Genomic DNA, 25,769 nt, shown 5'->3' with positions numbered 1-25,769 from the left:
TTACAGCCCTAGCGTTCCAGGCTGCCACTAATTTTTAGTTTTTAAAGCAATGGTTGCTCGATAAAGAAGTTTAGATTTTTCATATATGTTTAAAATGTAAGTACCAGATTGAAAGCGATCATTCAATTGAAGAATGCTTTGTTGACCGATCCACTTTTGTGTTAACAAAACGCGGCCATTTAAATCACACAATTGAATATCCTTTTCCGGAGACAGCTGGTCAGTTTCCAAGATTAAATAGTCTGTCCCCGGATTCGGATAAATGTTCACATTTAGTATTGAAGGATCGGCAACTTTAATTGAAACAATAATAAAGTCCCTGTTTATTGTATGTAGTGTTGTATTCGTTTGAATCGGTGGATTAAAATCAAAAAAAATTGAAGCCGTATTGGGTAATTTAGTTTCTAAAGGAGCTTTGGCATTTGGTCGAATGGAATACTGAACAAATCCTTGTGAATTGGCATCATCAATCGATTGGTAAGGGAGATAAATCGGGTCAAAGCGGAAGCTTAATACCCGATTTATCAAACTAAAACTAAAAGGGTGCGATGCATTCAGGATCTTCAGCGTAATTAGATCCATCCATTCACTTAATGTATCAACAATAACTACTTTAAATGCAGTGTCGTTTCCGGTATTTTGGAAACGGATTTTATATTCTAAAGTCCGTTGAGATTCAATATAATGTTCTGATTGATATCCAACAGGACTGGCCGTTTTATCATTGGGATCGAATGAGGATCTGGAAGCTTGACAATCAATAGCAATGTTGGGATCTTCTTCATCTTCCGGAAACATTAAAAAATAACCCGTACTGATTCCTCCGGAACCATTTTTACCACAGGCTTCCAAGGCTATGGAAGGGTAAGATAAGCCTGGATGATTTTTAACCTGATCAGTAATCAGTCGATAGGTTTTTCCATTTGCCGGATATTCGATATCAAAAAAACTGGCTTTATTTAATTTGATATCCTTCTTTAAACCAGGCATGATATCGTCTTCCACAATCCAGTATTGAACCGGATCCGGCATATCCTGAGTACCAATATTTTGAATTCGGAATTTGTTTTTTCCATTTTCACATTTGGCATCTAATTTTATACTGGCACCAGACCAGTTCGCCGGAATAATGCAATCTTTATGAGGTAATATTTCTGCACTAACACAATGCGTTTGACCAATACTTGTTGAATCACAGTCTATATTTACTGTAATTGTAAAATTTCCATGTTTAAAAATATCAAGCTTCCCAATTAAAAATTCTGCATAGGGTGCTTGAAAATTTGAAATCGGAATGCTGGCACCCTTCAAACTCATAAAGGGATCTAATTTAATAATTACCTTAACAGAATCAGCTGCCAGGGTGCCGATGTTCTCATAATGTATATAGTAGGAGTAGTCCACACATCTGCGGACAATTGGGGTGTTTATTTCAACAGATAATTCCGGACAATCAACCACAGGTTGCATGCCATAACTCAAACCAATAATTTTTGTAGTGGAATCTACCAACACAGTTTGAAAATTTGTACAAGAAGTCCAAAGAGAAGTTACCGGAAGTATTTTGTAATAATGCAATCCAAATTCCTGTTTCGTATAAAACAAGTTTTGTGGATTTTTATACGTGTTGATTTGATTATTAAAACTATCTAAAATGGTGTATTGCGTAAATAAGTCTTCCTGAAATTCGTAGTTACAGTTTTTATTAATATCAATATACGCACTAAAAAAACTTGGAACATTCAATAATGCGTCACAGGAATTATAAAGTTTGACAATTTGTGAAATTAAGTTTGGATCTTTTATCTCCGTTGGAAGCGGGGATTGCACAAATTCATAGCAATGAGCTAAATTTGGATTGGATTTCCAAAGTATTCGAAATACCAATTGTCCATCTGGTATATTGAATCCATTGATAAATAAAACATCCCAACTTACAGAAATCGTTTTTGAAATCGAATTGTAGGTAATATTCACACCCGGCTGAAAATTCATTAATTGAATTTGATCTACACCTGCAAAATCACCTAGATTATTAATTTCTTTAAGAGAAAAATGCATCGTTCCCACTCGTTGAAAATGGGTAGCTCGCAACTCGATGATATTGGTATCCAGATTCCAGCCCTTATCGATTAAATAAAGACTTACGGTATTTTGTGCAATTAAAGCATTTTGGAATCCGAAAATCCCAAAAATTAAAATGCTTGTACTTAGTATAATTCTGATAGATCTATTCATGGCTTTGGCCATTATTTCAATACAAAAGTATCTGAATCAATTGCCCTTAAAAAATAAAAATATTGTAATTTGTAGCCTAATTAATAAATATATATAATCATAATACATTGATATACAACATTATAAAATATTAATTTGTATAAAAAAAATGAAGAATCCTCAATTTTTAGAACTCTATCTTAACTTAAATCTGAAGCAAAAAGCAGGATTTAGAAGGTATTTGGCTTCCCCTTATTACAATACCAACAAAAAACTAAGCCTAAGTTTTGATTATTTAGACCACCTGACGGATTTAAAAATTGAATTGCTAAAACCGGCCTTATTCGACAAATTGTATCCCGGTGAAGCTTATTCTGATGTCAAATTGCGTTTATTGTTTTCTGAATTATTAAAACAGTTAAAAAATTTCCTTTTTATTGAGGAAAAACAACAAAATGAATATGAAAAGGAACTTTTCTACATTCGATTTCTGAGGAAGACCAAGCAAATCAAACTTTTTGAAAATCAAACAGAAAGCTTTCGGAATGAATTAAAAGCAAATAAGACCTGGAATCCTGATATTTATGAGATCCGCCACCAGCTGGATATGGAATTATTGCATTATGAATCGTTTAAAAATCGATTTAGTTATTTTGATTTTAAGGAAAGTTCTGAAATCCTTGAAATTGATTCCCTAATAAAACGTTTGCGCATCTATTTGGAACAACTTTCACATGAAGCCATTGGTGCCAGTAGTTTTGAATATCCATTAATTGATGCATGGGTTGAATTAGCAGAAAAAAACGCCTGGGATCAAAAGCCGGAATTGGGTATTTACATGATGGCTTTGAAAATGTACCGTTATCCAACGGAAGAGCAATACTTCAGAGACTATCTTAACTTAATTAGTCGGTATGAAAAGGACTTTGATTTTGAACGAGGCCGTGAAATTTATTTAACAGCATTAAATTATAGCATTCGGAAAATCAATCAAAACGATCCTCGTTTTTTTGGACAAACGCTCCAGCTTTTTCAACATTGCGTTAAATTTGGTTGGCTGCTGGATTATGGAGTTATGAGTTCGCTGACTTATAAAAATATTATTTCATTATGCATTCGAATGAATGATCTGGATTTAGCAATTAAACTATTGGAGGATTATAAAAATTTGGTTAATCCTAAAGAACGAAATCCGATATACAGTTTTAATCTTGCAAAAATTTATAAAGAGCAAAAAGAATATGCAAAGGCATTGTATTTATTAAACACCAGTGTATTTCGTGATCCATTGATCGAATTAAATGCTCGTGTGGAGATGATTAAAATTTATTATGAAATAAAGGAAGATGAATTAATGCATAATCAGATTAAGGCGACAGCTAATCTTATGAAGCGTTCCAAAAAATTAGGTTATCACAGAGAGTATTACAATAATTTTTTAAATACGGCCAACAGATTGTTTTCCACAAAGCAAATTCAGAAATCAGAAAAGGAAAAATGGCTGGAAGACATTCGAATGGACAACCGGCTTATTGAGAAGACGTGGTTGTATTTAATGGTGGATAGACTGAAGACAATTTTATAATATGTTTCCAGTTTCGCAATTAAAGGAATTTTAAACCGTAAAAAATTTCAAATTTTGTAAATTTTACTATCCAAATACTAATGATAAAATCAAATTTATCAGGTTTGGATTATAACTTTCCTAAAGGTGTATTTGCCTTGTTCATCTGATAATTTTAATATATAGATTCCTGCAGTGAAATTTTGAATATCCAGTAAAATGTGTTCATCAAATGCTCCTGAATAAATTAGCTTACCATTTGGACTGTATAATTGGTAGTATGAATATGCATCTGAATAAATAGAAAGACTTGACCTTGCAGGTTGAGGATATATAGAAATGAAATTTTCCTGATTCTCTGAAATTGATTTAACGTCTGTAACATCTTGAGTTATGGCTTTTACTCTCATAATACTTCGATTTTGAGAATCGTCGATATTTTTTAATCCAATTCGAACACTTCCTTCATCTGCAATGGGTCCTGTAAAAAAATCTACAATCAGATCCATGGACTGATTTGGTTTCAAACTGATTTGAGTGCTGTCTACCTCGGTAGGATAGCAAACATCCAGACAAATACTCGAACTCCATTGAGCGGGCATATTATTAAGTAAACGACGCACCTCAATTTTTACAGTAGCATTGGAATTATTTTCTATTCTGGCAACAGCATAAAGGGAGGATCCTGACTGGCCATAAATTACACTATCCGAAATCATGCTGAACGTAAATTTTCCCGTGCCTGTTGGAATGGAATCACAAACGGTTCCTGGTTGAAGATAAGATATTAAATCACAAAAAATGTCATCAGGATCTCTATCGAACCAGGCATGTTTAATTCTAACCACTCCATTCGTATCAATTAATGTGGCGTTATTTAGAGCAGGTCCGTAATGATACCACCATTCGTTGCAAGGACCATCAATAATAACCGGGACGTCCAGTTGCACATTTTGTAGCATATCTTTAATGATAGCCAGTCGATCTCCGTAATGGATTGGTTGCCTGTATAAAATATTTTCTTTAATATTCGTGGCACCTGTGTTTACTTTTCCAAAATACGGACTGATATCTAAATTTGGATGGGCTTCCACAGTATAGACAACGTACATATCCACTTGATTTTTGTATTTTTCATACAGTTGATTTATAATTGGAATTTTACCTCTGAAAATGGGGCAGGTATAACTGGAAGAAATTAAAAGTACTGGTTTTCCTTTTTTAAGGGATTCAGATAATGTAAACGATCTAAAAGCTGTATCATAAAGGGTAAAATCATGTACAGTATCTCCTAATTGGTATCCACTGTTTTCAAAACTACCCAGGTAATTTTGAATAGGACAAATGAGATCTGACTCAGATGGAATGCTGCTTTGACCTATAAATGGTTTCAAGCTTTGAGTGATGCCAGAATTGGTTTGGAATAATAATAAAGCACAGATTGTTAGATAGAACGGTCTCATGGTACTCGTTGATTTGGATTTAGACTCCTTGAATCAGAATCGGTTTAAAAACATAATTTAATTAATAAAAATTCAAAAAGCACTTTAAAGATCATATAGACAAAGCTACTATATCCTGACTAGGTATACTATTTATTTAGTCTAATACAATAGAATAAGTATACGATTCATTAGATTTTTATTGCGAATAGAAAAATTTATTAAATTTGCGAAATTTATTTAGTTTCATAATACAAAACAAATGAATCCAAATCTTAAAAACATTTTAGCGGTTGTAACCGGAGCTGTTATTGGCAGCGTTGTAAATATGAGTATCATCACAATGAGTGGTTCAGTCATCCCTCCTCCTGAAGGCGCTGATGTGACTACTATGGAAGGACTTAAAGCAAGCATGCATTTATTTCAACCCAAGCATTTTTTAATGCCTTTTTTAGCGCATGCTTTGGGTACTTTGATTGGAGCTTTTATTGCTGCCCGTATTGCAGCAAACAATCACTTCCGATTTGCCTTGATTGTCGGTTTTATTTTCCTGGCCGGTGGTATTGCAAATGTAATGATGCTTCCTTCTCCGCTTTGGTTTACAATGCTTGACTTAGTGGTAGCATACATTCCAATGGCCTATCTGGGTGGAAAATTTGCAAACAGAAATTAATCAATCAACTTCAGCCTCAAATACTGCTCAATGAAAAATGAAATCATTCACTGAGCATTGCTAATTGAACATTGCTCATTGAGCATTAAAAAAACATGATTTGAAAAACGAATTAATTTCACGCAGAGACGCAAAGACGCAAAGAAAAATATTAACTAACACCTATCACCTAACACCTAACACCTATCACCTAACACCTATCCACTATCCACTATCAACTATCACCTATCAACTAACACCTACACTAATTCTATTTTAACTTAACCATATTCTCCAAGTAGCCTGGTCTTCTGTTGCTGGGTTCTAATTGAATGCGTGAAGAAGTAATCAATCGTTCTTTTGGACTGAATAAAAAGATTTGAGGTTGCGCTTCGTATAAAACTTCCTGAAATCGAAGGTATGCTTGATTGCGAAGATCTTCTGCAGTACTGGTGCGGATTACTTGAATTAGACTATCTGTTTCTGGTGTTGCAAATCCACATCGATTGGAACCACCGGCTTTTGCATTGCTGCTATGCCAATTTTGAAATGGATCGTATAAAGAAGGTTGCTGACTGATATTCAAGGCAACCATGTCAAAATTCAAGGCATTTAAATCTTTCAGTATTAGTGAAAAATCTTTATTGACAGGATTGATTTCAACACCTATTTTTTTTGCTTGTTCTTGTAATAAAAGTGCAAGCTTTTTACCTCCATCACTGCTCACCATTAAATTTAATGAAAGCTTAGTACGTTTGCCTTTAATCATTTTGTCCAGGATGCCATCTTTATCACTGTCCTTCCAACCAGATTTCTGTAATAAACTAATTGCAGAATCTATTGAAAACACGATGGGTTTCAATTGTTGATTGTAATAGGATCTGGAAGGATGCACGGGTCCTGCTACTTGTTGCGCTAAGCCTTGCATGACATTTTGAATAAAGGATGGAATATCTACAAGAAAAGCCAAAGCCCTTCTTACATTTAAATCTGAAAGTATATCCGTGCGGGTATTGAAATCAATATAATTGTATTGAAATATGCCCGGTGTAAAAAACTGTAACCTGGTTTTTGAGCTGCTATCCATTCGCAATGCTTCAAATTGTCTGGGTGAAATATCTGTACAGATATCCACCGTTCCATCTTTCAAAGCCAATACTGCTGTTGCTTCATCCGGAATAATTAAATAGCTGATTTTATCCGGATTGGCCTGAAGCATCGCTTGATTGTTTGCAAATTTCTCCCCCCACCAGTTTTTCTTTTTCTCTAAAATAATTTTGGATCCCGACTCCCACGAAGTGAGTTGATAGGGCCCACATCCGGAAATTATTTTTTTACAAAAATCTGCAGACTGAAATTGATCAGCAAATTTTTGAAGCTCAATCCACTCCGCGGAGGTCCAACTGCTGCTGTCTTTTGTCAATAAATCCCGAATTGAATATTTCTGCATGATTCGTTCAGGATCATAAACATATTCTGGATACACATTAATATTTCCACTGAGTTCTTTAGCTAATAAGTAATTTTTTGAAACCACTACTTCCAAATGTTTTGGATCAGCTTCATTCCAGCGGATGTCGCGAATATTTTTTAAAGTACTTTTCCAATTGGTATTTTTTATAAATGGATTTAATGCCGCCTTTACTGAAAATGCATAGTCTGCTGCTGTAACGGCGGTACCATTATCCCAAACAGCTTCTGGCAAAATATCACTGGCATATACATCACTGCTATCATTTGTAGAAACAAGGGCGGGAATCGCTTTAACCAAAAGCGGCGTAAGTTCAATTTTATCCATGTTATACTCAATCAGTGGTAACATGATCAATGCTTCTATTTGTGTTGCAGAGCGGGTTTGGGAGACAATTGGCTGCAAACAATCAACGTCTTCTTTCAACCGAATCCGCAAATGAAATCCTTCTTCTTTGGATCCTGACTGACAAGCATGGAAACCTGAAATGATAATTAGGAGCAAAATACATTTCAAAACATTCATCCATTTCATAAATTAATTGTTTAAACAGCTGGACTAACAATGGTGTACCCGACAAAGATACAAATGAAATGAAAAGGATTTTAATAGCAGGAGGAAGTGGTTTGATTGGCACCTGTTTGTCTGATTTTTTAGCGTCAAAAAATTATCAGGTAAGCTGGTTGAGCAGGAATGCTTCACCTCAAGCTTTTCCAACATTTTATTGGAATCCGGAAAAAATGGAGCTGGACAGCAAAGCACTCCAAAATCTGGATGTTCTAATCAATCTGTCAGGCAGCTCAATTGGAGAGGGACGATGGACTTCCAATCGAAAAACACAAATTTTAAATTCTAGAATCGCATCCATTAAAACCTTGAAGCAGCATTTAAGTACTTTGAATATAAAAATTCCGCTGTTGATTCAAGCATCTGCTATAGGATATTATGGAAATTGTGGCGATCAAACTTTGAATGAAGATTCAGATTGTTGTGAACCAGATTTTTTATCACAAACCTGTGCACGATGGGAACAGGAAGCGACCCAATTGAAAGATTATGTTGAAAACATGAGCATCATTCGCACCGGTTTGTATCTAAATACTAGCGGAGGCGTTTGGCCAAAGCTTATCCAAACGAAGGCACTGCGTTTTTTAAATTACTTTGGTTCAGGTGAACAATATTATTCCTGGATTCATGCACAAGATTACAATCGTGCCATTGAATTTATTATCCAAAATAATGCATCCGGAATTTTTAATTTTACTTCACCACATGCAGTTAAAAATAGGAATCTGGTAAAAACGATTTGCAAATTAAGCAAAGACACTTGTATTTGTTTACCAGTTCCAGCTTTTATATTAAAGCTAATTCTCGGTGAGCAAGCCAATTTGTTATTAAATTCTGCTAAAGTATATCCACAAAATCTATTGAATTCCGGTTTTACATTCTCGAATGACACATTTGAAAAAGCAGTAACCACATTGTCCTTACCTAAAATTTCTGGAGTCAAAACCCAAACTACCCAACAGTCCCAAAATCAGTAGTCAGCAAAAAGAAGTGGTCAGGAATTAGTGGTCAGAAGTCAGTAAATGTTTATAACCCACCTCCCTAACAGTCCAACAGTCTAACAGCCCCAAAATCAGTAGTCAGCAATTAGTGGTCAGAAGTCAGTAAATGTTTATCTATAATTCCCTCCCGCCCTCCAGCCCAAAATCAGTAGTCAGCAATTAGGAGTCAGTAGTCAAAAATTCAAAAATGCTCACCATACCAATAACCCACCTCCCTAACAGTCAAACAGTCTAATAGTCCAACAGCTTTCCAGCCCCTCAGCCCTCCAGCCCCAAAATCAGTAGTCAGCAATTAGTGGTCAGAAGTCAGTAAATGTTTATCTATAATTCCCTCCCGGCCTTCAGCCCAACAGCCTTCCAGCCTTCCAGCCCTCCCGCCCTTCATCCCCATAATTATATTTTCCCTTGAAAACCAATGAATTATAATATTTTTGTAGAAATTTTAAATTTTTTTAAATAATTATGCAACGAATCCGTCATTGGATTCTCTTTTATTCAGAAAGCAAACGAAATACCGACATGGAGCATTTGGTGGAACGGGTGAAACAAAAAGATCAAAGGGCATTTAAAGAGCTCTACGATCTCTTTGCCAAGCCTATGTACAACATCTGTTTGCGAATTATGAACCATGAACAGGATGCAAATGATGTATTACAGGAGAGTTTTGTAAAAGTGTTTCAAAACATTCATCAATTGCAAAAAGCAGAATTGTTTCCAGCTTGGATTAAAAGAATTTGTGTAAATACAGCCATTCAAGCAGTAAAAACAAAAAAGAAAATGATCCTGGAAGAATGGGATGATGTGCCAGGAATGGTCAATCTCCAGGACGAACAAGAACTGGTTGAAGAGGCGGCTTTCGAAAAAAACATTCATGAAATTCATGAAGCGATTAAAAAATTACCGGATCGATACCGCATTGTTTTTTCACTTCATGTGTTGGAAGATTATTCACATGAGGAAATTGCAAAGATGCTAGGCATCGTTTCCGGAACTTCAAGAAGTCAATACTTAAGAGCTAAACAAAAATTGATTGAACTTATTAAAAAAAATAAAAACAATGTCAGATCCTTTGAAAAAGTATATTCAGCAAGCTAAACATCAATTTGATGTAGAGCAGCCGGATCCGGATTTGTTTGGAAAAATTCTGGCTCAGCTTGAACAGGAAGAAATGAAACCTCTTTCGGTAAAACGAAACTTTAGCTATTCATTTCAATGGTTGGCGGTGGCCGCTTCCTTAGTCTTTCTGATTGTTTGTGGCGTGTTATTGTTCAATACGCAAAGTACTACAAACCCTGAATTAGCTCAAAAACAAACATCCAGTCAATCTCAAAGTGATGAGCACTTGCCTGCAACGATAACAAACACAGATCAACAAGTGGCAATGAATAGTAAGGATGCCCCGACGCATAATAATACAATGGGTTCACAAAGCAAAGAGCTGCTTTTGAATGAATCGGAAGCAGGTACAGTGGCATTGAATGGTAGTACAAAGAATGAATTGAATCATGTGGTAAATCTTGGTGAGAAGAATCAACCAACAACTGAATTAAATATAATCAGCGATCCTTTAAAAATGGCAACTGAAGTATCAGATGTTGCAAGCAATGTGGAGAATTCTCAAAATCATGCGAATGAAATTAGTGGACAACAAATAGTGAATAAAGAAGAAATTGCTGCAAATGAAAAAAGTAGCAGTTCAGAAAAATTAATGATTACACCAAATACACAAGCATTAACCGAAAAGGGAAATGCAAAAGAAAGCAATGTAATAACCCAGGGATTGGTTGATACTCAAAAGGATGCTATAGTAAAAGAATCTGTTTCTGAAGATCAAAATTTGAAAGGTTTTATAAAGAAAGGATTTTTTAATTTTCTATCTAAGAAAGCAAAAAAATGGTCAGGCGATGCCTTGAACATTGAAAATCAGGGCAAGAAAGATGAAACTATTTTAGCCTTGCATTTTAAAAATGAAAAGTTTGAATTTTCAAAAGCAATCCACTTTTAGTTTTAAAAAAGGAATCTATTATTTAACTATATAAATTAATAAAAATGAAAAGCAATATGTTTTTAATAGCCATAGCTATGATTTGTAGTATAGGCTTCCTTCAGGCACAGGAATCTCCCAAGCCACCTCCACCACCTCCTGCTGAATCAACCATTCCTCCAGCTCCGCCAAAGCCTCCGGTTGCTGAAAATGAGGATACAACCCGGATCTCATTGGGGGATAAACAAATTTTAATTATCAACAAAAAATCAAAAAAAGATCCGAATGAACAAACTGAAGCAGAACGTGAACTGGAAGATCAATTGGATGATGTAAAAGATGAATTGGAGGATGCTAAAAGGGAAATAGAGGAAGAGAAATTGGAAATGGAACGCGAAAAGCAAAATATGGAATTAGAAGTAGAAAGAGAACACAAAGGGGGTAAACATAATGAAAACAAAGCACCGGGTGAGAAACGTAAATACAAAACTGAAAAGAAAAACAAATCAGCAAACGTAGATTTTCTCGACATTGATTTGGGAGTAAATTTTTTGAAATTTGGAAATGATATTGCCGAATCTACCAAAGATGATTTGAAATTAAAATACTGGGGCTCCTGGAGTACAACATTTACTTTTTTGCCAACTAAAATATATTTGGGAACTCCGAATTTGATGTTGATGACCGGATTTGGATGGCGCATTGGTCAATTTGAGTTTAAGGAAAAATTGGATTTCGAACCAAATCAAACACTTTTATATACTAAGTTTGATAATATTAAAAAATCCCAGTTTGTAATTCACCAATTGCAAATCCCTTTGAGTGTATATGTTCAAAGTAATAAAATAAAAGGTTTAGGACGCATCGGTGCAGGTTTTGGTGGATATGCAGGATTATTAATTCATCAAGAGTTGGAAACGGATACTGAAAAGCCTAAACGTTCAATTGAAACAGAAGAAGATTTCGGCTTTGAAGATTTTCGATATGGTCTTTCAGCTCGTATCGATGTTGGAGCTTTAAAATTATTTGCAAATATGGATATGAATGATTTATGGAAAGATCATGATATCAGAAATATTGAATGCGGACTTTGGTTTGATTTTTAAAAATGGAATACCAACCTGAGTAAAATCAGTTTAAACGTTTGACTTTCTTCATAATGTGGTTAGCCTGTAGTTCGATGGAACTGCAGGCTCTTTTTTTTGTATGATACATCTGAAGTGATTGATGCAGCAATAGGCCGGGTTGTTTCTATCTTTGTAGTCTAATTGAACCCATTGCATTTAGACAAAAAACCATTAATCGACTTTATCAACAGTTTCGGATTTTTCCATGTAGGATTTGCCCGAGCACGTTACCTGGAAGAAGAATCAGATCGTCTTGAAAAGTGGCTCAATCAATCCTATCAGGGTGAGATGAATTATCTCGAACGTTATTTTGATTTTCGTCTTGACCCACAAAAATTAATGCCTGGATGTAAAACGATCATCGTGTTGGCAATGAATTATTTTCAAGAACCAGGAGCAACAAATGAAAATCAAAGTAAAATCTCCATGTATGCTTTGGGCCAGGACTATCATAAGGTAATTCGTTCAAAAACCAAGGCCATCATTCAATGGATGCGGCATCAATATGGCGACATCGCAGCGCGAGCCTTTGTAGATTCGGGTCCGGTATTAGAGCGGGTTTGGGCAAAAGAATCTGGAATTAGTTGGACCGGAAAAAACACTTTATCCATAAATCCTAAAACTGGCTCTTATTTTTTTCTTTCCTGCATTCTAACTGATTTAGAGTTTGAAGCTGATACGCCAATTAAAGAGTATTGCGGAACTTGTAAAAAATGCATCGATGCTTGCCCAACTCAGGCTATTCATGAAAATGGATTTTTACTGGATGCATCTAAATGTATTTCCTATCTGACAATTGAATTAAAATCGCAAATTCCAGAGGAGTTTAAAGGTAAAATGGATGATTGGATTTTTGGATGTGATGTCTGCCAGGATGTTTGTCCTTGGAATCGTTTTTCACGTCAGACGGATGTTGAGGATCTTTGGATCTCCGATGCAATGAAAAAACGGTCAGATCAAATGTTTATGGAAATGAACGAAGACGATTTTAATCAATTATTCAATCAATCAGCAATTAAACGCACTGGTCTAAAGGGCTTACAAAGAAATATTCGATTTATTCAATAGTCAAATAATTACTTATTCAAAAGTACAACTCTATTTATAATAATCCGAATATTGTACTTGTATGGATAATAAACTTAAAAAATACTTTTTTAGATACGCAGAATCCAACTGTATACTCCCTTGATATGGAAAACCAACATTTGTACTAATTTTGAAATCGCCTATTTCATATCCAGTGTAAGTAGGGTATAAAAGTAGACTGGTTTTTCCTGTCCAGGATCTGTTTTGTGTATCATTACTTTTTAATAAAGGGATTAATTTAGTGTGGGTATTTGCCCAACTGATATAAGTCGTAAGCTCAAGTTCAGAAGGCAAAGGATCTAATGCCCAGACCGTACATCTAATACTATCTGAAATACAAACATGCATGATATCTTTTGAAATTTCTATTTGTGAAAACTCTTGCGCATTGCCTTTGAAATATTCAAAATTGAATAAAGAATCCTGATTAATTGAATTTGAGTCTAAAAGATTGATATGAAAATCGTTGGTAATAAATTTTCCACATCCAGGCCTTTCTTCATCGGTTGAATAATATTCAAATTGAATGCTTAGCTTTGGGTCTTTGGAAGTGATAAACTGAAGATTTTCTTCATGACTTCTATTAGAATTAAAGCTGATCCGAATTTGTGCACCTACAGAAGCAGGTTTTCCATTGAATGCTTGCTTTAGACCAATATTTAATTGACCTGAATAGCTGCCATCACCTTGTTTTTGTAATATTACTTCTTTTTCCAGCAAACCAGACCAGTAGATAAATCCCGATACAATAGCATCCTCTGGTAGAGGAGATGTAAACTTAGCGAAAAAAGAAGCATCTAAATGTGCTAAGCTGCAAATATCACTAGGATCTTCATTTGTGTTTTCATAAATTAGTGTGGTTCTGCCATTGCCAGGAATCGAAGTAAGATAATGTGATTCCAAATCAGTAATGTATTCAGTAGCGTCGCCACATGATACATTTTTAATTTTATCGCATCCAATTAATAACCCAAACATTGCTGCGAATAATGCACCGCGTATCAGATTTAATTTCATTTCTAATATTATTTAGATGTTTAATGTCAAATAATTCATTTGCAATAAGTAAATTTAGCAATTGTGAGTATAAAAAACAAACTTATTTAATTTGGCTCTGCTGACTGTGCAAAATCATACTATCTGCTAAAGTGGGTTTAACTAGCAATCTGGCAGTTCAATTAAGCTCAGTTAAGATTTAAAATATAAACCTATATGGTTGCCTATCGCTTCCTTAAGGTCCAAGTTTTCAACTATCTATAGGAACTTTTCTTAGATTTTTATTGTTTATATACAAATTATCTCTGTGGATAATTCTCGTCACATGCCTGAATTACAAATAGTTCTAAGTTATCATATTTGTATTTAACCACACGGAGCACTAGGACATTTTGATATTCAGTCAAGCTTTACTATTTTTAAACTGTTTTAAACCAGAGAAATGAGACGTAGCAATTCATGGAATTGGGTTTTTCTGCCTTTATCGTGCATCCTTTGTTCTTTTACTAACCCTAAAAGTCCAACCACATTGACAGTCGATTGTCCGGCTCCAATCACCTTGATTGAAGGATCCAAATATGACACCACCGTTACCGGGGTTCCTATAGTGACTCAAAATACGGGGGGTGCAGTGACAATTTCCTATTTGGAAGTTTATCAGAAAGGCGATTGCCGCAATCGGGCCGATTTAGTAAGCCGTATTTTTACGATTACCAATGCAATGGGTGAACAAGTTCGTTGCAACCAATATATCACGATTAAACATTTAAGTGTTGATGATATTTATATGCCATCAGATACTACAATGGATTATCCTGATAGTCTGAATTCTTTTCAGAAAAAACTATTGCAACTTCCAAGCAGTTTGGGCTCTGTTAAAATTACCTATTTTGATACCAGGATTTCTCAAAATTGTAACATTCCGGTGCGAATCAGAAGACAATGGAATTTAGAAGATGTTTGTAACGGACAAATAAGAAGTGGAACAACATTTATAAATGTTCATAAATATTTTAACAGCTTCAAACAATTCAATCAGCAAAGTGATGTAGTTTGTGCTGAGGAAGGTTTTATTTCATTGTCACCTGTTGGGGAGTTCCTGCCTTACAAGTACAAATGGAGCACAGGCGACAGCCTCCCTTCTATCAATAACAAAGGGGCAGGCGCCTACACCGTAACGATTACAGATCGTTTTGGCTGTTCTGGAAATTTTGTATACAATTTACTTTCCATGTCACAGCGTGCAGACATCGGAGGAAAAATCACTACCGATGATGGCATTCGGGTGATTCCGGATTCACTGATTTTTGAAAATGAAAGCTTGATTTCAAAATATTGTATCTCTCAGCAAAGCGGCATTCATTATGGTTTTACCCTAAAGACCCGTAAGGCTGGAACCTATAATTACCGATTTGTAAAAAATACCGGTGCACGCGATGCCATATCAACAAAAGATATTGTATTGATTCAAAGACATATATTAGGTTTAGCAAAATTTACAGATACACTTCAATACATTGCTGCTGATGTCAATTACAATTTTAACATTACAGCTTCAGATATTACTGAATTGAGAAGATTGATTTTAGGTGTCAAAGAAAATTTTACTAATGTAAAACCCTGGTATTTCTTACGCAGCGATTGGAGAAGTGTCGCAAAACCCAATAGACCAATTGCAGAAATTGAATTTAAAGGCGTAGCGGTGACGAATTTACCATTGACCAATGTAAATGTATTTGCGCTGAAAATGGGTGATATTGATTTAAGTTATAATGGATTCCAGTCAAAAAACCTGGAATTCAGAAAACAATCAGAAGAGGTGTACCTCGAGTTAAAAAATTCCATTGTGGAAAATGGAAAAACCTGGGTGCCAGTTTATTTGAAATCAAAAAATGCTGTATTGGGAATCCAATTTGAATTAATAAACAAAATTGATGCAGCAATCCAGATTAAAAATGTTCAATTGGATGAATCTGCTTTTAACTCTGAAAAAAATAAGCTGCGGGTCAGTTGGAGTCGTGGAAGCGCTCTGAACTGGAATCCGGAATTGCCTTTGTTTTACATCGCTTCAGATGATCAACGCAATCTGGAGCTTCATCCAGATTTTTCTGCAGAATGGTATGACCAGGATTTAGTAGTGTATCAATTGCCTTTACGAGTAAAGCAAACCTTTACTAATAATCAGGCAAGCTTTTATATAAATCCAAATCCTGCGAACGATCAGATACAAATTCATTTTGATGAAGAAATTTGCGAAGTAAAATTATACGACTTGTTTGGGAAGTTGATTCGCAGTCAGTTTATTCGTTCCGGAGAACCACTAGACATTCGAAATTTATCAAGTGGAATGTATTTGGTAAATTGCATGGGAAATTCAAAAAGTCTTGGCACAGAGCTTCTGCTAATTAAATAGGGGCTTTTAATTGTAAATTATGAATGTTGTTATTACAGGATCCAGTAAGGGTTTAGGAAAAGCCATTGCTATTTCATTAGCCCGTAAGAATTATAATTTGTTTATTCATTCGCGATCTGAATCTGATTTGGAACAATTAAAGAATGAATTACTGGAAATAAATTCAGAAATTAAAGTTTATTATTTTGCCTGTGATATTTCCGTTCGAACTCAAGTGGATACCTTGATAAAATCCATTATGACCGTATTTCGGGAAGTAGATATTTTAATAAATAATGCCGGAAATTATCTAGGGGGTTCGATGGTAGATGAACCAGATGGTCAGCTAAACTATTTGTTGGATTGCAACCTCATGAGTGCTTATCATTTGACGCGGGGTTTGTTACCAAATATGTTGCGAAGGCAAACTGGACACATCATAAATATGTGTTCGATTGCAAGTCTCGATGCTTATCCGGGTGGCAGTTCGTATTCAATCAGCAAATTTGCACTTTTGGGTTTCAGTAAGTCTTTAAGACTGGAGTTAAAAGATCAGGGCATTCGGGTTACGGCAGTTTTACCTGGGGCAGCATGGTCTGATTCCTGGAAAGGAGTTGACTTGCCGGAAGACCGCTTGATGCAGGCAGAAGATGTTGCCAAAGCAGTCGTATGCGCAATTGAAATGAGTCCTTCCGCAGTACTCGAAGAAATTATTCTAAGACCACAAAAAGGAGATTTATAAATTAAATAGTTTATGTCAGTTCCAAATTTTGTCAGTTACCAACCGCTGCTGTTCACAGAGCAAAAAATGTTTGCTCGGGCCGATGATTTTTATGCACTCATGGATCACCGCCGTACAGTAAGGGATATATCAAACAGACCAGTTGACCGGCAGTTGATTGATATGATATTAAAAATTGCCAGTACCGCTCCTTCAGGGGCACACAAACAACCCTGGACTTTTTGTGTCGTAAGCAATCCTGAAATTAAAAAACAAATACGGGAAGCTGCGGAGAAAGAAGAATATGAAAACTATCATGGAAGAATGCCACAGGATTGGTTGGATGATTTAGCTGCACTGGGTACAGATTGGCATAAACCATTTTTAGAAACAGCTCCCTATTTGATTGTAGTATTTAAAAAATCCTATGATTTGGACAATGGTACAAAAAAGAAAAATTACTATGTCCAGGAGTCCGTCGGTTTAGCATGCGGATTTTTAATTGCAGCCATTCACTATGTCGGATTAGTATGTCTGACGCATACACCCAGTCCGATGAATTTTTTACAGGAAATTTTAAACAGACCTGAAAACGAAAAGCCATATTTATTAATCCCCGTTGGATTTGCATCAGATGCTGCAATGGTTCCTTCATTAAATCGTAAATCCCTGGACGAGATCGCTTGTTATTATTAATGAAAATTGCATGCCACAATTATTTTAAACTTTAACTACTAGGTATCAACATTGACTTAACATATACATTTAAAGGCCATAAGGGCGCCGTGTATGCAATTTGTCAAGGCCTGAAACCAAATGATTTGTTGAGCGGAGGTAGTGATGGTTTGATTACCCATTGGCAAATTGGGAAAGAGAAGGATGGCGTTTCGATCGCCAGGATGGAGGATAAAATTTTCTGTTTGTTGTTGGATGCCAAAGGCCAAACACTGTATGTTGGCACGATGTCAGGGGATCTATTCAGCATCCGTTTAGATGGAAGCGCATTCGTTAGGCGTTTTCGATTTCATACTAAATCTATTTATCGACTTGCCTTGTGGAATGATTTTCTGATTTCGATTTCCGGAGATGGAATCATATCACTTTGGAATACCACCGATGGACAATGGGTGCATCATTTGCATCTCAGTCCAGCAAAGTTGCGCAGTCTGACTGTTGATGAAGTAAACAATATGGTGTATGTTGGAGATAGCAATGGCAATCTTTATCAATTAAAATTACCTGAATTCAAATTGATTGAAAAAAAAATTGCTGCCCATGACAAAACGGTCTTTTCAATGGCTTGTTTACAAAATCCCGAATTAGTAATTTCAGGAGGAATCGATGCGCGATTAAAAACCTGGGACAACAAGCTGAACAATAAAATTGAACATAAAGCGCATTGGTTTGCGATTAATGACATTATTTTTCTGGAGGGAACTGATTTTATAGCAACAGCAAGCAGAGATAAAAGCATTCGAATCTGGCAAAAACAAACATTGGACTTGGTGAAAGAGATTTCCCGACCTAAATTTGCCGCCCATTCGCACAGTGTGAATAGTTTGTGTTGGTTCAAGGAATCCCAAATACTATTTTCCGCAGGAGACGATGGAATGATTTACGGTTGGCACATTACAAGTTAAAGATGATATTAAGCGATAAAAAAATTTTAGAAGCAATTGAGCAAAAGAATATTATCATAGAGCCCTATGATAAATCTTGTCTAGGTACCAATTCATACGATGTACATTTAGGTAAAACCCTGGCTGTTTATACCGAACGTATGCTGGATGCTAAAAAACACAATGCCATTGAGTACATAGAAATTCCGGCGGAAGGATATATCATTCAACCCGGTACCCTCTATCTGGGTGTTACCGAAGAATATACAGAAACACATCATGCAGTTCCTTTTCTGGAAGGAAAATCCAGTGTAGGTCGCTTGGGAATCGATATTCATGCAACAGCAGGAAAAGGAGATGTCGGATTTTGCAACAACTGGACTTTAGAAATCAGTTGCGTCCAACCCGTTCGAATTTATGCCGGAATGCCCATAGGGCAATTAATTTACTTTATGGTAGATGGTGAAATAGAAAATTTTTATAATAAGAAGCAGAATGCTAAATATACAGAACGCAACAACAAACCGGTGGAAAGCATGATGTGGAAAAATAAATTTTAAAATCAGTTTTTAACTTTTGCCTTTCTAAGCGTTTTCTTTTTTTATAATAATAAACAATTCATTTCCTGCTCTGGGCGGAATGCTATTATAACAAGCTTCCATTTTTTGAATTGTAAAATATTTTGAAAATAATTCGCGGTATTCCTGAATTGTTCCACCAAAAGGTGGACCTTCTTTCTCAAAATGAATGTTGAAGAGAAGGCCGATTATTTTGCCACCCGGTTTGAGAAGTTTGTAACAGCTTTTGACGTAGTCCGGTCGAAGTAATGGATCCAATGCACAAAAAAAGGTTTGTTCTATGATAAGATCATAAGTTTCTTCATGTTTAAAGAAATCTCCACACCAAATGTGAATTTGTGGAATAGCTTTAAATTTTTCTTTTAAATTTTCAACTGCATACGGAGCAATGTCTAGTAAATGAATGTTGGTAAATCCCAAATCAAAAAGTGCTGCGGCTTCATACGCATTTCCACAGCCCGGGATTAAAATTTTTGCATTTTTATTGGGGTATTGCTTCATATATTCTACTAAAGCGGGAGATGCGTAACCAACATCCCATCCGGTTTGTCCATTTTCCCATCGATCCTGCCAAAATGTTTGGTCTATATTCGTCATCTTGATATTTAAAATGAAATTTGAGTTTTTCTTTTTATCTGAAATTGAAAACAATATTACATGATTTTTATTTATCATGTAGCTTTATGGAATTGCTTTGATAGTAAACCTAAAGAATAATTTAGTTATGAATCCAATAAATTATATAACGGCTGAAGAAGCGGTGCAATGCATACAATCCAACCAGCGCGTCTATTTGCATGGCAGTGCAGCGACACCGGTTTGCTTGATCAATGCCCTTATCAAACAAAAAGAGCGGTTAAAGCAAGTGGAATTGGTCAGCATTTCATTAAAAGAAGTTGATTTAAATGATCCTGCTCTGGAAGGACATTTTTATATTAATTCATTATTTGTATCTGAAAGCAATCGGATCGCTGTTAACAGCAATCGGGGAGATTACATTCCGGTTTTTTTAAGTGAAATTTCTCAGTTGTTTACCCGAAATATTCTTCCATTGGATGTGGCTATCGTGCATGTGTCTCCCCCGGATAAACATGGGTATTGTTCATTGGGTCCTTCGGTCGACATAGCAAGATCAGCGGTACAGAATGCAAAAAAAGTAATCGCCCAGGTAAATCCAAACATACCACGGGTGCATGGGGATGCATTTGTCGACATACGTCGTTTTGATGCCTTGGTTTGGGTGGAAGATGCTTTACCGGAAGTGCGTTATGATTTAACGGCCAGTGAAACAGATCAGAAAATTGGAAAGCTGGTTGCTGACATGATTGAAGACGGGGCCACCTTGCAATTAGGGATTGGGAATATACCCAATGCCGTATTAAACAATTTGGCAAATCACAAGGATCTCGGATTGCATACCGAAATGTTTTCAGATGGGGTGATTCCATTAATTCAAAATGGAATTATTAATAACAGTAAAAAGAAAATCATACATGGCTACAATGTAACTTCATTTATCATGGGGAGCCGTAAATTATACGACTTTGTTGATGATAATCCGATAGTAAAAGCACTGGATATAAATTATGTCAATGATCCATACATCCTTTCACAAAATCCAAAAGTTACAGCAATTAACAGTGCCATTGAAATCGACATCACCGGACAGGTTTGTTCGGATTCTATAGGGACACTGCAATATTCAGGCATTGGCGGACAAATGGATTTCATTCGCGGTGCGGCTCTTTCTGAAGGAGGAAAACCAATTATTGCACTGCCTTCAGTAACATCCAAAGGGCTTTCGAGAATTGTCCCGGTTTTAAAAGAAGGGGCTGGCGTTGTGACAACACGAGGTCACATCCATTGGGTGGTAACAGAAAATGGCCTTGTTAATTTATTTGGAATGAACATGGAACAACGAGCAAAAGCGCTGATTAAAATTGCACATCCGGATCATCAGGAGCAATTAAATCGTTATGCATTTCAGCGATTTGGGAAAAATTAAATTAGTATGGTTTAAATACTATTAATACAATCCTTTTTCAAATCAATCTTAGTTTTTAATAAAACAAGAGTTTAAAAAAGTTTGATTCCTAGAAACCCACTTAATATAATAAAGCCCGGATGCAAATTCCGAAACATCCAATTCCAATTTTTGTAAACTGTTAAGCTGTTTTGAAATTATTTTTTTCCCCATTGCATCGTATAGAATAAATGCAAGTACATCGTTTTGAATGGAGGGATCTGGTTCGATTTGCAGTAAGTTTTTAACAGGATTTGGACTCAATTTAATTTTAGATTTATTTTTCAATAAAAACTGATCGGAATTACTTACTAAACTGTCTTCGTAAATCCATACTTTACCATCTCGGGTCGCCATAAAAACCTTATTGCCGTCAACGGCAAGAGATCCCTGGGAGGTACCATCATTTTGTCCTGTAATGCCATTATTAAATGAGGTCCAGTGGATGCCATCAAAAGAAGTATAAATTCCAATTTGAGAAGCACCTGTTGATGATCCGGAATGAAAAAAGATTTGACCATTTGTTGTAGTAACTAATTTAGAAACCTGCTGTCCGGTTTGAATTAAATAGTCCGGAAGTCCTTTAATTTCAGCAACAGTTTGTGATTTATAATCGGCAAAACCCATTTTATTTTTCCAGTTGAGTGCCCACATATTTACGCCGGACCAAATCAGGGCATTGTCTTTCGTAAATCCAATGGCAGCTACATTTCCACTTATTGAAAGGGGATAATATAAACTGGTGGTATCTTTTTGATTGGGGTCATTGGTTTGACATGCAAAAATATCAGCAGGATGCCAGGACCTTCCTTCATCATCAGAATATATTACACCGGCTGTTTCGGTACCGGCATAAATTCTGCCATTGCGATCTATTGCAATTGAAAAAATAGCCCCGTTGGAATCGGAATTATTTAAAGCAGATGGATAATAACACGGATGCGCTGACTTTACTGACTTGCTGTCATATAGTACTTCATAAGTATTTCCATCATCTGTTGATTTATAGATGTAAGCCCAGCGAGTTCCTACATAAATAGTTCCGTTTTCTGAAGTTGCTATACAATGTCCTCCCAGCGAAGGAGTAACAGTTGAAGTAGCGGTATCCCATTGATCTGTTAGTTTATTATACTTAAACAACCAGGGCTGTGTATTATCACTTCTGTATATTCCTACAATCGCTTCACTTTTTTTATTGTAACCTAGTGCAACAATATTATTTTGAATCGTACTGGGTCTGGGAATTTTAGGCAATGCAGTAAATTGACCCAAAGCATCTTGTGTGTTGGCTTTAAAAACAAGGCCTAAATTGGTACCGGCTCCTAATAGGCTGTAAAAAATATCGTGATTTGGTGCAACGACCATTCTTGGATAAACTCCGGTGGGTAATCCATCTGCCCATAAGCGCCAACTGGGGCTTTGTGCAAAACCCACATTAAAAAAGCATACTAGAAATTCTAAACTGAGGATGATAAAGCGCACACCAATAGATTTAATTCACAAGATATAAATAATAGGAGAAACCTGGAAATTCAAAGGTATTTATTGAAATTGTAAAGTTTGCTAAGGATCATTTCATGATTATAAAATTAAGTTGGGATATTGTAAATGCCAAGCTATTGATAGTTGTTGAATGGAATGACCCTATTTAGGCAGTTAGAATTTCAATAGTTTAAAAAACACACTGATAAATTATCATGGTTAATTTTTAATTCTGATTTTGAATAAAATTCCATGAATAAATTCAATTGGCTTATTTTAGCCGATCTTATCAAACTTATGCAAACTCAAACAATTCTGGTAAAATCATTTTTATGGGCGCTGTTCCTTGTGATAGCAGCCATTTCAAGCTGGGAATTTTATCTTCGTAAAAGTGGATACAACATTTCATACGATGATGGCAAAGAATTTTGGGCGCATCAACGACGTAAAGTATATCAACCCAAAGACAAAACAACTGTTTTTATTGGGTCTTCCCGTATTAAATATGATTTGGATGCTGAAACCTGGTTCCAGGAAACCGGTGAGATTCCAGTGCAATTAGCGCATGTCGGATCAACACCTTTGCCAGTTTTACAAGATTTAGCAAATGATGAAAATTTTAAAGGGAAATTGATACTCGATATCACCGAAAAATTGTTTTTTAATTTTGGGCCCAATCCTTATAAAAGACCCCAGGCCGGACTTAGTTATTTAGTGGATGAGACGTATGCGCAAAAAATGTCCTTTTATATTGATCAGGCCTTGCAATCATATTGGGTATTTTTAGATAAGGAAAACTTTACACTCAATCCCTTGATTGATAAATTACCTATTCCAAGAAGAAAGGATGTTTTTGTACTTCCGGTTTTTCCAAGGGAATTTGAACGAGTCAATTTACATCGTCAATCCTATATGACAGATCGATTTGCAGCAGACACTGCAGAAACAAAAGTCGTACAAAACATTTGGAAATTGTACGGAGATATGGGAAAGAAAAAGCCACCACCAACTGCATTTCAAATTGATTCATTATTAGGTATTGTTAAAACCTGTGTAGATAAATTGAAGAGCAGAGGAGTTGAGATGGTTATAACACGTACCCCTTCAACAGGAGATGAATGGAATGAAGAAGCCATCATTTTTCCAAGAGATAAGTTTTGGAAACGTATTCTGGATACCACACAGCTAAAAGGAATTCATTTTTATGATTATCCGGAATTGACCAGCCTTCGTTGTCCGGAATATTCACATTTGGATTTGGCTGGTGGAAAAGTTTTTACTAAAAAATTATGTGATGTATTGAGGCAAGATTGTGGTTGGAAATTCAATATGCAATTTTAGCATTTTTAAAAAAGCAATTCATCGCATTTAATCTAAAAATTTATGGTATTTAATTCACTTACATTTATAGTTTTTTTTATTATTCTTTTGGGTTTGCATTATGCACCTTTTTCATGGAAGGTAAAGAAAGTCAATTTACTTATTGCCAGTTATATTTTTTATGCAGCCTGGAATCCTGTTTTTATTTTATTATTATGGCTTTCAACGGTTGTTGATTTTTTTGTTGGCAGAGCCTTATATGAACAGAACGATCCGGTAAAAAAGAAATTACTTTTAGTAATTAGTTTGATTGGTAATTTAGGGATGCTCTGTTTTTTTAAGTACGGTGGATTTTTATTGGATAATTTTGTGAATCTGGTCAATTTGATTGGATGGGATTTTCATCCTGCCAAGCCAAACATCATTTTACCGGCCGGTATTTCCTTTTATACGTTTACTACTTTGTGTTATACCATAGATATGTACCGAAAGGAAAGTCAACCGGTTAAATCTTTGTTGGATTTTTCATTATTCGTTACTTTTTTTCCGCATTTAGTTGCAGGTCCAATTGTAAGACCCCCGCAATTAGTGCCTCAATTTGAAAATCCGAAAGCGGCTACCAGAAGCCAATTTATAGATGGTTTGTTTTTACTTTCTTTAGGTCTATTTATGAAGGTGGTATTAGCAGATAGTTTCTTGGCACCAACAGCCAACGATGTATTTGATGCAAAAGAAAGTTTGCTGTTTTTAGATGCATGGATGGGTGTTTTTGCTTTTTCAGGTCAGATCTTTTTTGATTTTGCCGGATATTCAACTTGTGCAATAGGTGTCGCCGCTTGTTTAGGATTTGTACTCCCACAAAATTTTAAATACCCTTATGCTGCAATTGGTTTTTCAGATTTCTGGAAACGCTGGCACATTACCTTATCCCAATGGTTGCGTGATTATTTATACATCCCTTTGGGAGGAAATAAAAATGGCAAAATGCAAACCTACATCAATTTAATGTTGACCATGTTGTTAGGTGGTTTATGGCATGGTGCCAACTGGACCTTTGTAGTCTGGGGCGGATTGCATGGAATTTATTTAGCAGTAGAGCGTTTTTTTAAGACCCACAATCACGACCATCATGCACTCCATGAAATACACGCCGTACAATTAAATACCAACCAATTTTTAAGCTTAAATTTTTTAAAAGCCCTGGGTACTTTTATGTTAATCAATATTACCTGGGTCTTTTTCAGAGAGCAGGATTTTAGCGGCGCGTGGATGATGTTGCAGTCTATGTTTGGATTTAGTCACGAAGCCAAAGCACTTATCAATGCGGTTGATCTCAGTAAAGTAACTGTTATTACGGTTTGCATGCTCATTACACACTGGTTATTCAGAAACACAAACGTTTTGACAGAATTTAAAAAATGGCCCTGGTGGTTTTCTGGATTTATTTGGGCATTTTTAATTTCTATGATCTTATTAAGTCAGGAAAGTACCAGCAGTTTTATTTATTTCCAATTTTAGGGAGAA

Annotated in this window: 21 protein-coding genes; 15 read left to right on the top strand and 6 right to left on the bottom strand. The window is 35.7% G+C overall.

Annotated elements, in window-relative coordinates; translation table 11 throughout:
* Positions 1 to 27: 27 nt before the first annotated feature.
* Positions 28 to 2,238 carry a T9SS type A sorting domain-containing protein gene (locus tag IPJ80_05295; protein ID MBK7912896.1) on the bottom strand — a complete coding sequence of 737 codons (2,211 nt, stop codon included), beginning with the start codon at positions 2,236 to 2,238 and terminating at the stop codon, positions 28 to 30.
* Positions 2,239 to 2,386: 148 nt separating this feature from the next.
* On the opposite strand from IPJ80_05295, the gene IPJ80_05290 reads away from it, so the two are divergent.
* On the top strand, positions 2,387 to 3,802 hold the full coding sequence (locus IPJ80_05290; protein ID MBK7912895.1) for a hypothetical protein: 1,416 nt from the start codon (positions 2,387 to 2,389) through the stop codon (positions 3,800 to 3,802).
* Positions 3,803 to 3,900: 98 nt separating this feature from the next.
* Here the strand turns inward: IPJ80_05290 and IPJ80_05285 are convergent, their stop codons facing one another.
* Complete coding sequence (locus IPJ80_05285) at positions 3,901 to 5,244, bottom strand: T9SS type A sorting domain-containing protein (protein ID MBK7912894.1); 1,344 nt, start codon at positions 5,242 to 5,244, stop codon at positions 3,901 to 3,903.
* A 241-nt stretch (positions 5,245 to 5,485) separates the two neighbouring features.
* Between IPJ80_05285 and IPJ80_05280 the strand changes: the two genes are divergently transcribed.
* Positions 5,486 to 5,896 (top strand): hypothetical protein, encoded by a 411-nt coding sequence (locus IPJ80_05280; GenBank protein ID MBK7912893.1) that lies wholly within the window; start codon positions 5,486 to 5,488, stop codon positions 5,894 to 5,896.
* Positions 5,897 to 6,146: 250 nt separating this feature from the next.
* Here IPJ80_05280 and IPJ80_05275 read toward each other — a convergent pair whose 3' ends face one another.
* Complete coding sequence (locus IPJ80_05275; protein ID MBK7912892.1) at positions 6,147 to 7,880, bottom strand: hypothetical protein; 1,734 nt, start codon at positions 7,878 to 7,880, stop codon at positions 6,147 to 6,149.
* Between the two features lie 59 nt (positions 7,881 to 7,939).
* Between IPJ80_05275 and IPJ80_05270 the strand changes: the two genes are divergently transcribed.
* From IPJ80_05270 to queG, 5 genes are all read left to right on the top strand, one after another.
* Positions 7,940 to 8,890, top strand: a complete 951-nt coding sequence (locus IPJ80_05270) for a TIGR01777 family protein (GenBank protein ID MBK7912891.1) — start codon at positions 7,940 to 7,942, stop codon at positions 8,888 to 8,890.
* A gap of 486 nt (positions 8,891 to 9,376) precedes the next feature.
* Positions 9,377 to 10,009 (top strand): RNA polymerase sigma factor, encoded by a 633-nt coding sequence (locus tag IPJ80_05265; protein MBK7912890.1) that lies wholly within the window; start codon positions 9,377 to 9,379, stop codon positions 10,007 to 10,009.
* Positions 9,972 to 10,919: a hypothetical protein gene (locus tag IPJ80_05260; GenBank protein MBK7912889.1), complete on the top strand. Its 948-nt coding sequence runs from the start codon at positions 9,972 to 9,974 to the stop codon at positions 10,917 to 10,919. Before IPJ80_05265 ends, IPJ80_05260 begins: the two co-directional genes overlap by 38 nt.
* Before the next feature lie 44 nt (positions 10,920 to 10,963).
* On the top strand, positions 10,964 to 12,004 hold the full coding sequence (locus IPJ80_05255; protein ID MBK7912888.1) for a hypothetical protein: 1,041 nt from the start codon (positions 10,964 to 10,966) through the stop codon (positions 12,002 to 12,004).
* A gap of 171 nt (positions 12,005 to 12,175) precedes the next feature.
* Positions 12,176 to 13,093, top strand: coding sequence for a tRNA epoxyqueuosine(34) reductase QueG (gene queG, locus IPJ80_05250; protein MBK7912887.1), 918 nt, complete (start codon positions 12,176 to 12,178; stop codon positions 13,091 to 13,093).
* Positions 13,094 to 13,123: 30 nt separating this feature from the next.
* On the opposite strand, the gene IPJ80_05245 is transcribed toward queG, so the two are convergent.
* Positions 13,124 to 14,131 (bottom strand): hypothetical protein, encoded by a 1,008-nt coding sequence (locus IPJ80_05245; protein MBK7912886.1) that lies wholly within the window; start codon positions 14,129 to 14,131, stop codon positions 13,124 to 13,126.
* A gap of 421 nt (positions 14,132 to 14,552) precedes the next feature.
* On the opposite strand from IPJ80_05245, the gene IPJ80_05240 reads away from it, so the two are divergent.
* From IPJ80_05240 to IPJ80_05220, 5 genes are all read left to right on the top strand, one after another.
* A complete protein-coding gene (locus IPJ80_05240; protein MBK7912885.1) occupies positions 14,553 to 16,523 on the top strand; it encodes a T9SS type A sorting domain-containing protein in 1,971 nt (656 codons plus the stop codon).
* Between the two features lie 19 nt (positions 16,524 to 16,542).
* Entirely contained in the window at positions 16,543 to 17,244 is a 702-nt protein-coding gene (locus IPJ80_05235) for an SDR family oxidoreductase (GenBank protein ID MBK7912884.1), read from the top strand.
* A 12-nt stretch (positions 17,245 to 17,256) separates the two neighbouring features.
* A complete protein-coding gene (locus IPJ80_05230; GenBank protein MBK7912883.1) occupies positions 17,257 to 17,919 on the top strand; it encodes a nitroreductase family protein in 663 nt (220 codons plus the stop codon).
* An 89-nt stretch (positions 17,920 to 18,008) separates the two neighbouring features.
* Positions 18,009 to 18,863, top strand: a complete 855-nt coding sequence (locus tag IPJ80_05225) for a hypothetical protein (protein MBK7912882.1) — start codon at positions 18,009 to 18,011, stop codon at positions 18,861 to 18,863.
* 2 nt (positions 18,864 to 18,865) lie between these two features.
* Positions 18,866 to 19,402 carry a dCTP deaminase gene (locus IPJ80_05220; GenBank protein ID MBK7912881.1) on the top strand — a complete coding sequence of 179 codons (537 nt, stop codon included), beginning with the start codon at positions 18,866 to 18,868 and terminating at the stop codon, positions 19,400 to 19,402.
* Positions 19,403 to 19,426: 24 nt separating this feature from the next.
* Here the strand turns inward: IPJ80_05220 and IPJ80_05215 are convergent, their stop codons facing one another.
* A complete protein-coding gene (locus tag IPJ80_05215; protein ID MBK7912880.1) occupies positions 19,427 to 20,017 on the bottom strand; it encodes a methyltransferase domain-containing protein in 591 nt (196 codons plus the stop codon).
* A 127-nt stretch (positions 20,018 to 20,144) separates the two neighbouring features.
* Between IPJ80_05215 and IPJ80_05210 the strand changes: the two genes are divergently transcribed.
* Positions 20,145 to 21,425, top strand: coding sequence for an acetyl-CoA hydrolase/transferase family protein (locus IPJ80_05210; GenBank protein MBK7912879.1), 1,281 nt, complete (start codon positions 20,145 to 20,147; stop codon positions 21,423 to 21,425).
* 48 nt (positions 21,426 to 21,473) lie between these two features.
* Here IPJ80_05210 and IPJ80_05205 read toward each other — a convergent pair whose 3' ends face one another.
* The gene (locus tag IPJ80_05205) at positions 21,474 to 22,925 is read right to left on the bottom strand and encodes a T9SS type A sorting domain-containing protein (protein MBK7912878.1); all 1,452 of its coding nucleotides are present in this window, start codon (positions 22,923 to 22,925) and stop codon (positions 21,474 to 21,476) included.
* A gap of 252 nt (positions 22,926 to 23,177) precedes the next feature.
* On the opposite strand from IPJ80_05205, the gene IPJ80_05200 reads away from it, so the two are divergent.
* Complete coding sequence (locus IPJ80_05200) at positions 23,178 to 24,266, top strand: hypothetical protein (protein MBK7912877.1); 1,089 nt, start codon at positions 23,178 to 23,180, stop codon at positions 24,264 to 24,266.
* A gap of 42 nt (positions 24,267 to 24,308) precedes the next feature.
* Positions 24,309 to 25,763 (top strand): MBOAT family protein, encoded by a 1,455-nt coding sequence (locus tag IPJ80_05195; protein MBK7912876.1) that lies wholly within the window; start codon positions 24,309 to 24,311, stop codon positions 25,761 to 25,763.
* Positions 25,764 to 25,769 lie beyond the last annotated feature (6 nt).

The sequence above is a fragment of the Saprospiraceae bacterium genome (assembly GCA_016714025.1).
Lineage (GTDB): Bacteria > Bacteroidota > Bacteroidia > Chitinophagales > Saprospiraceae > Vicinibacter.
The sequence above is the reverse complement of the archived record's forward strand: the minus strand, read 5'-3'. Positions and strand labels throughout refer to the sequence as shown.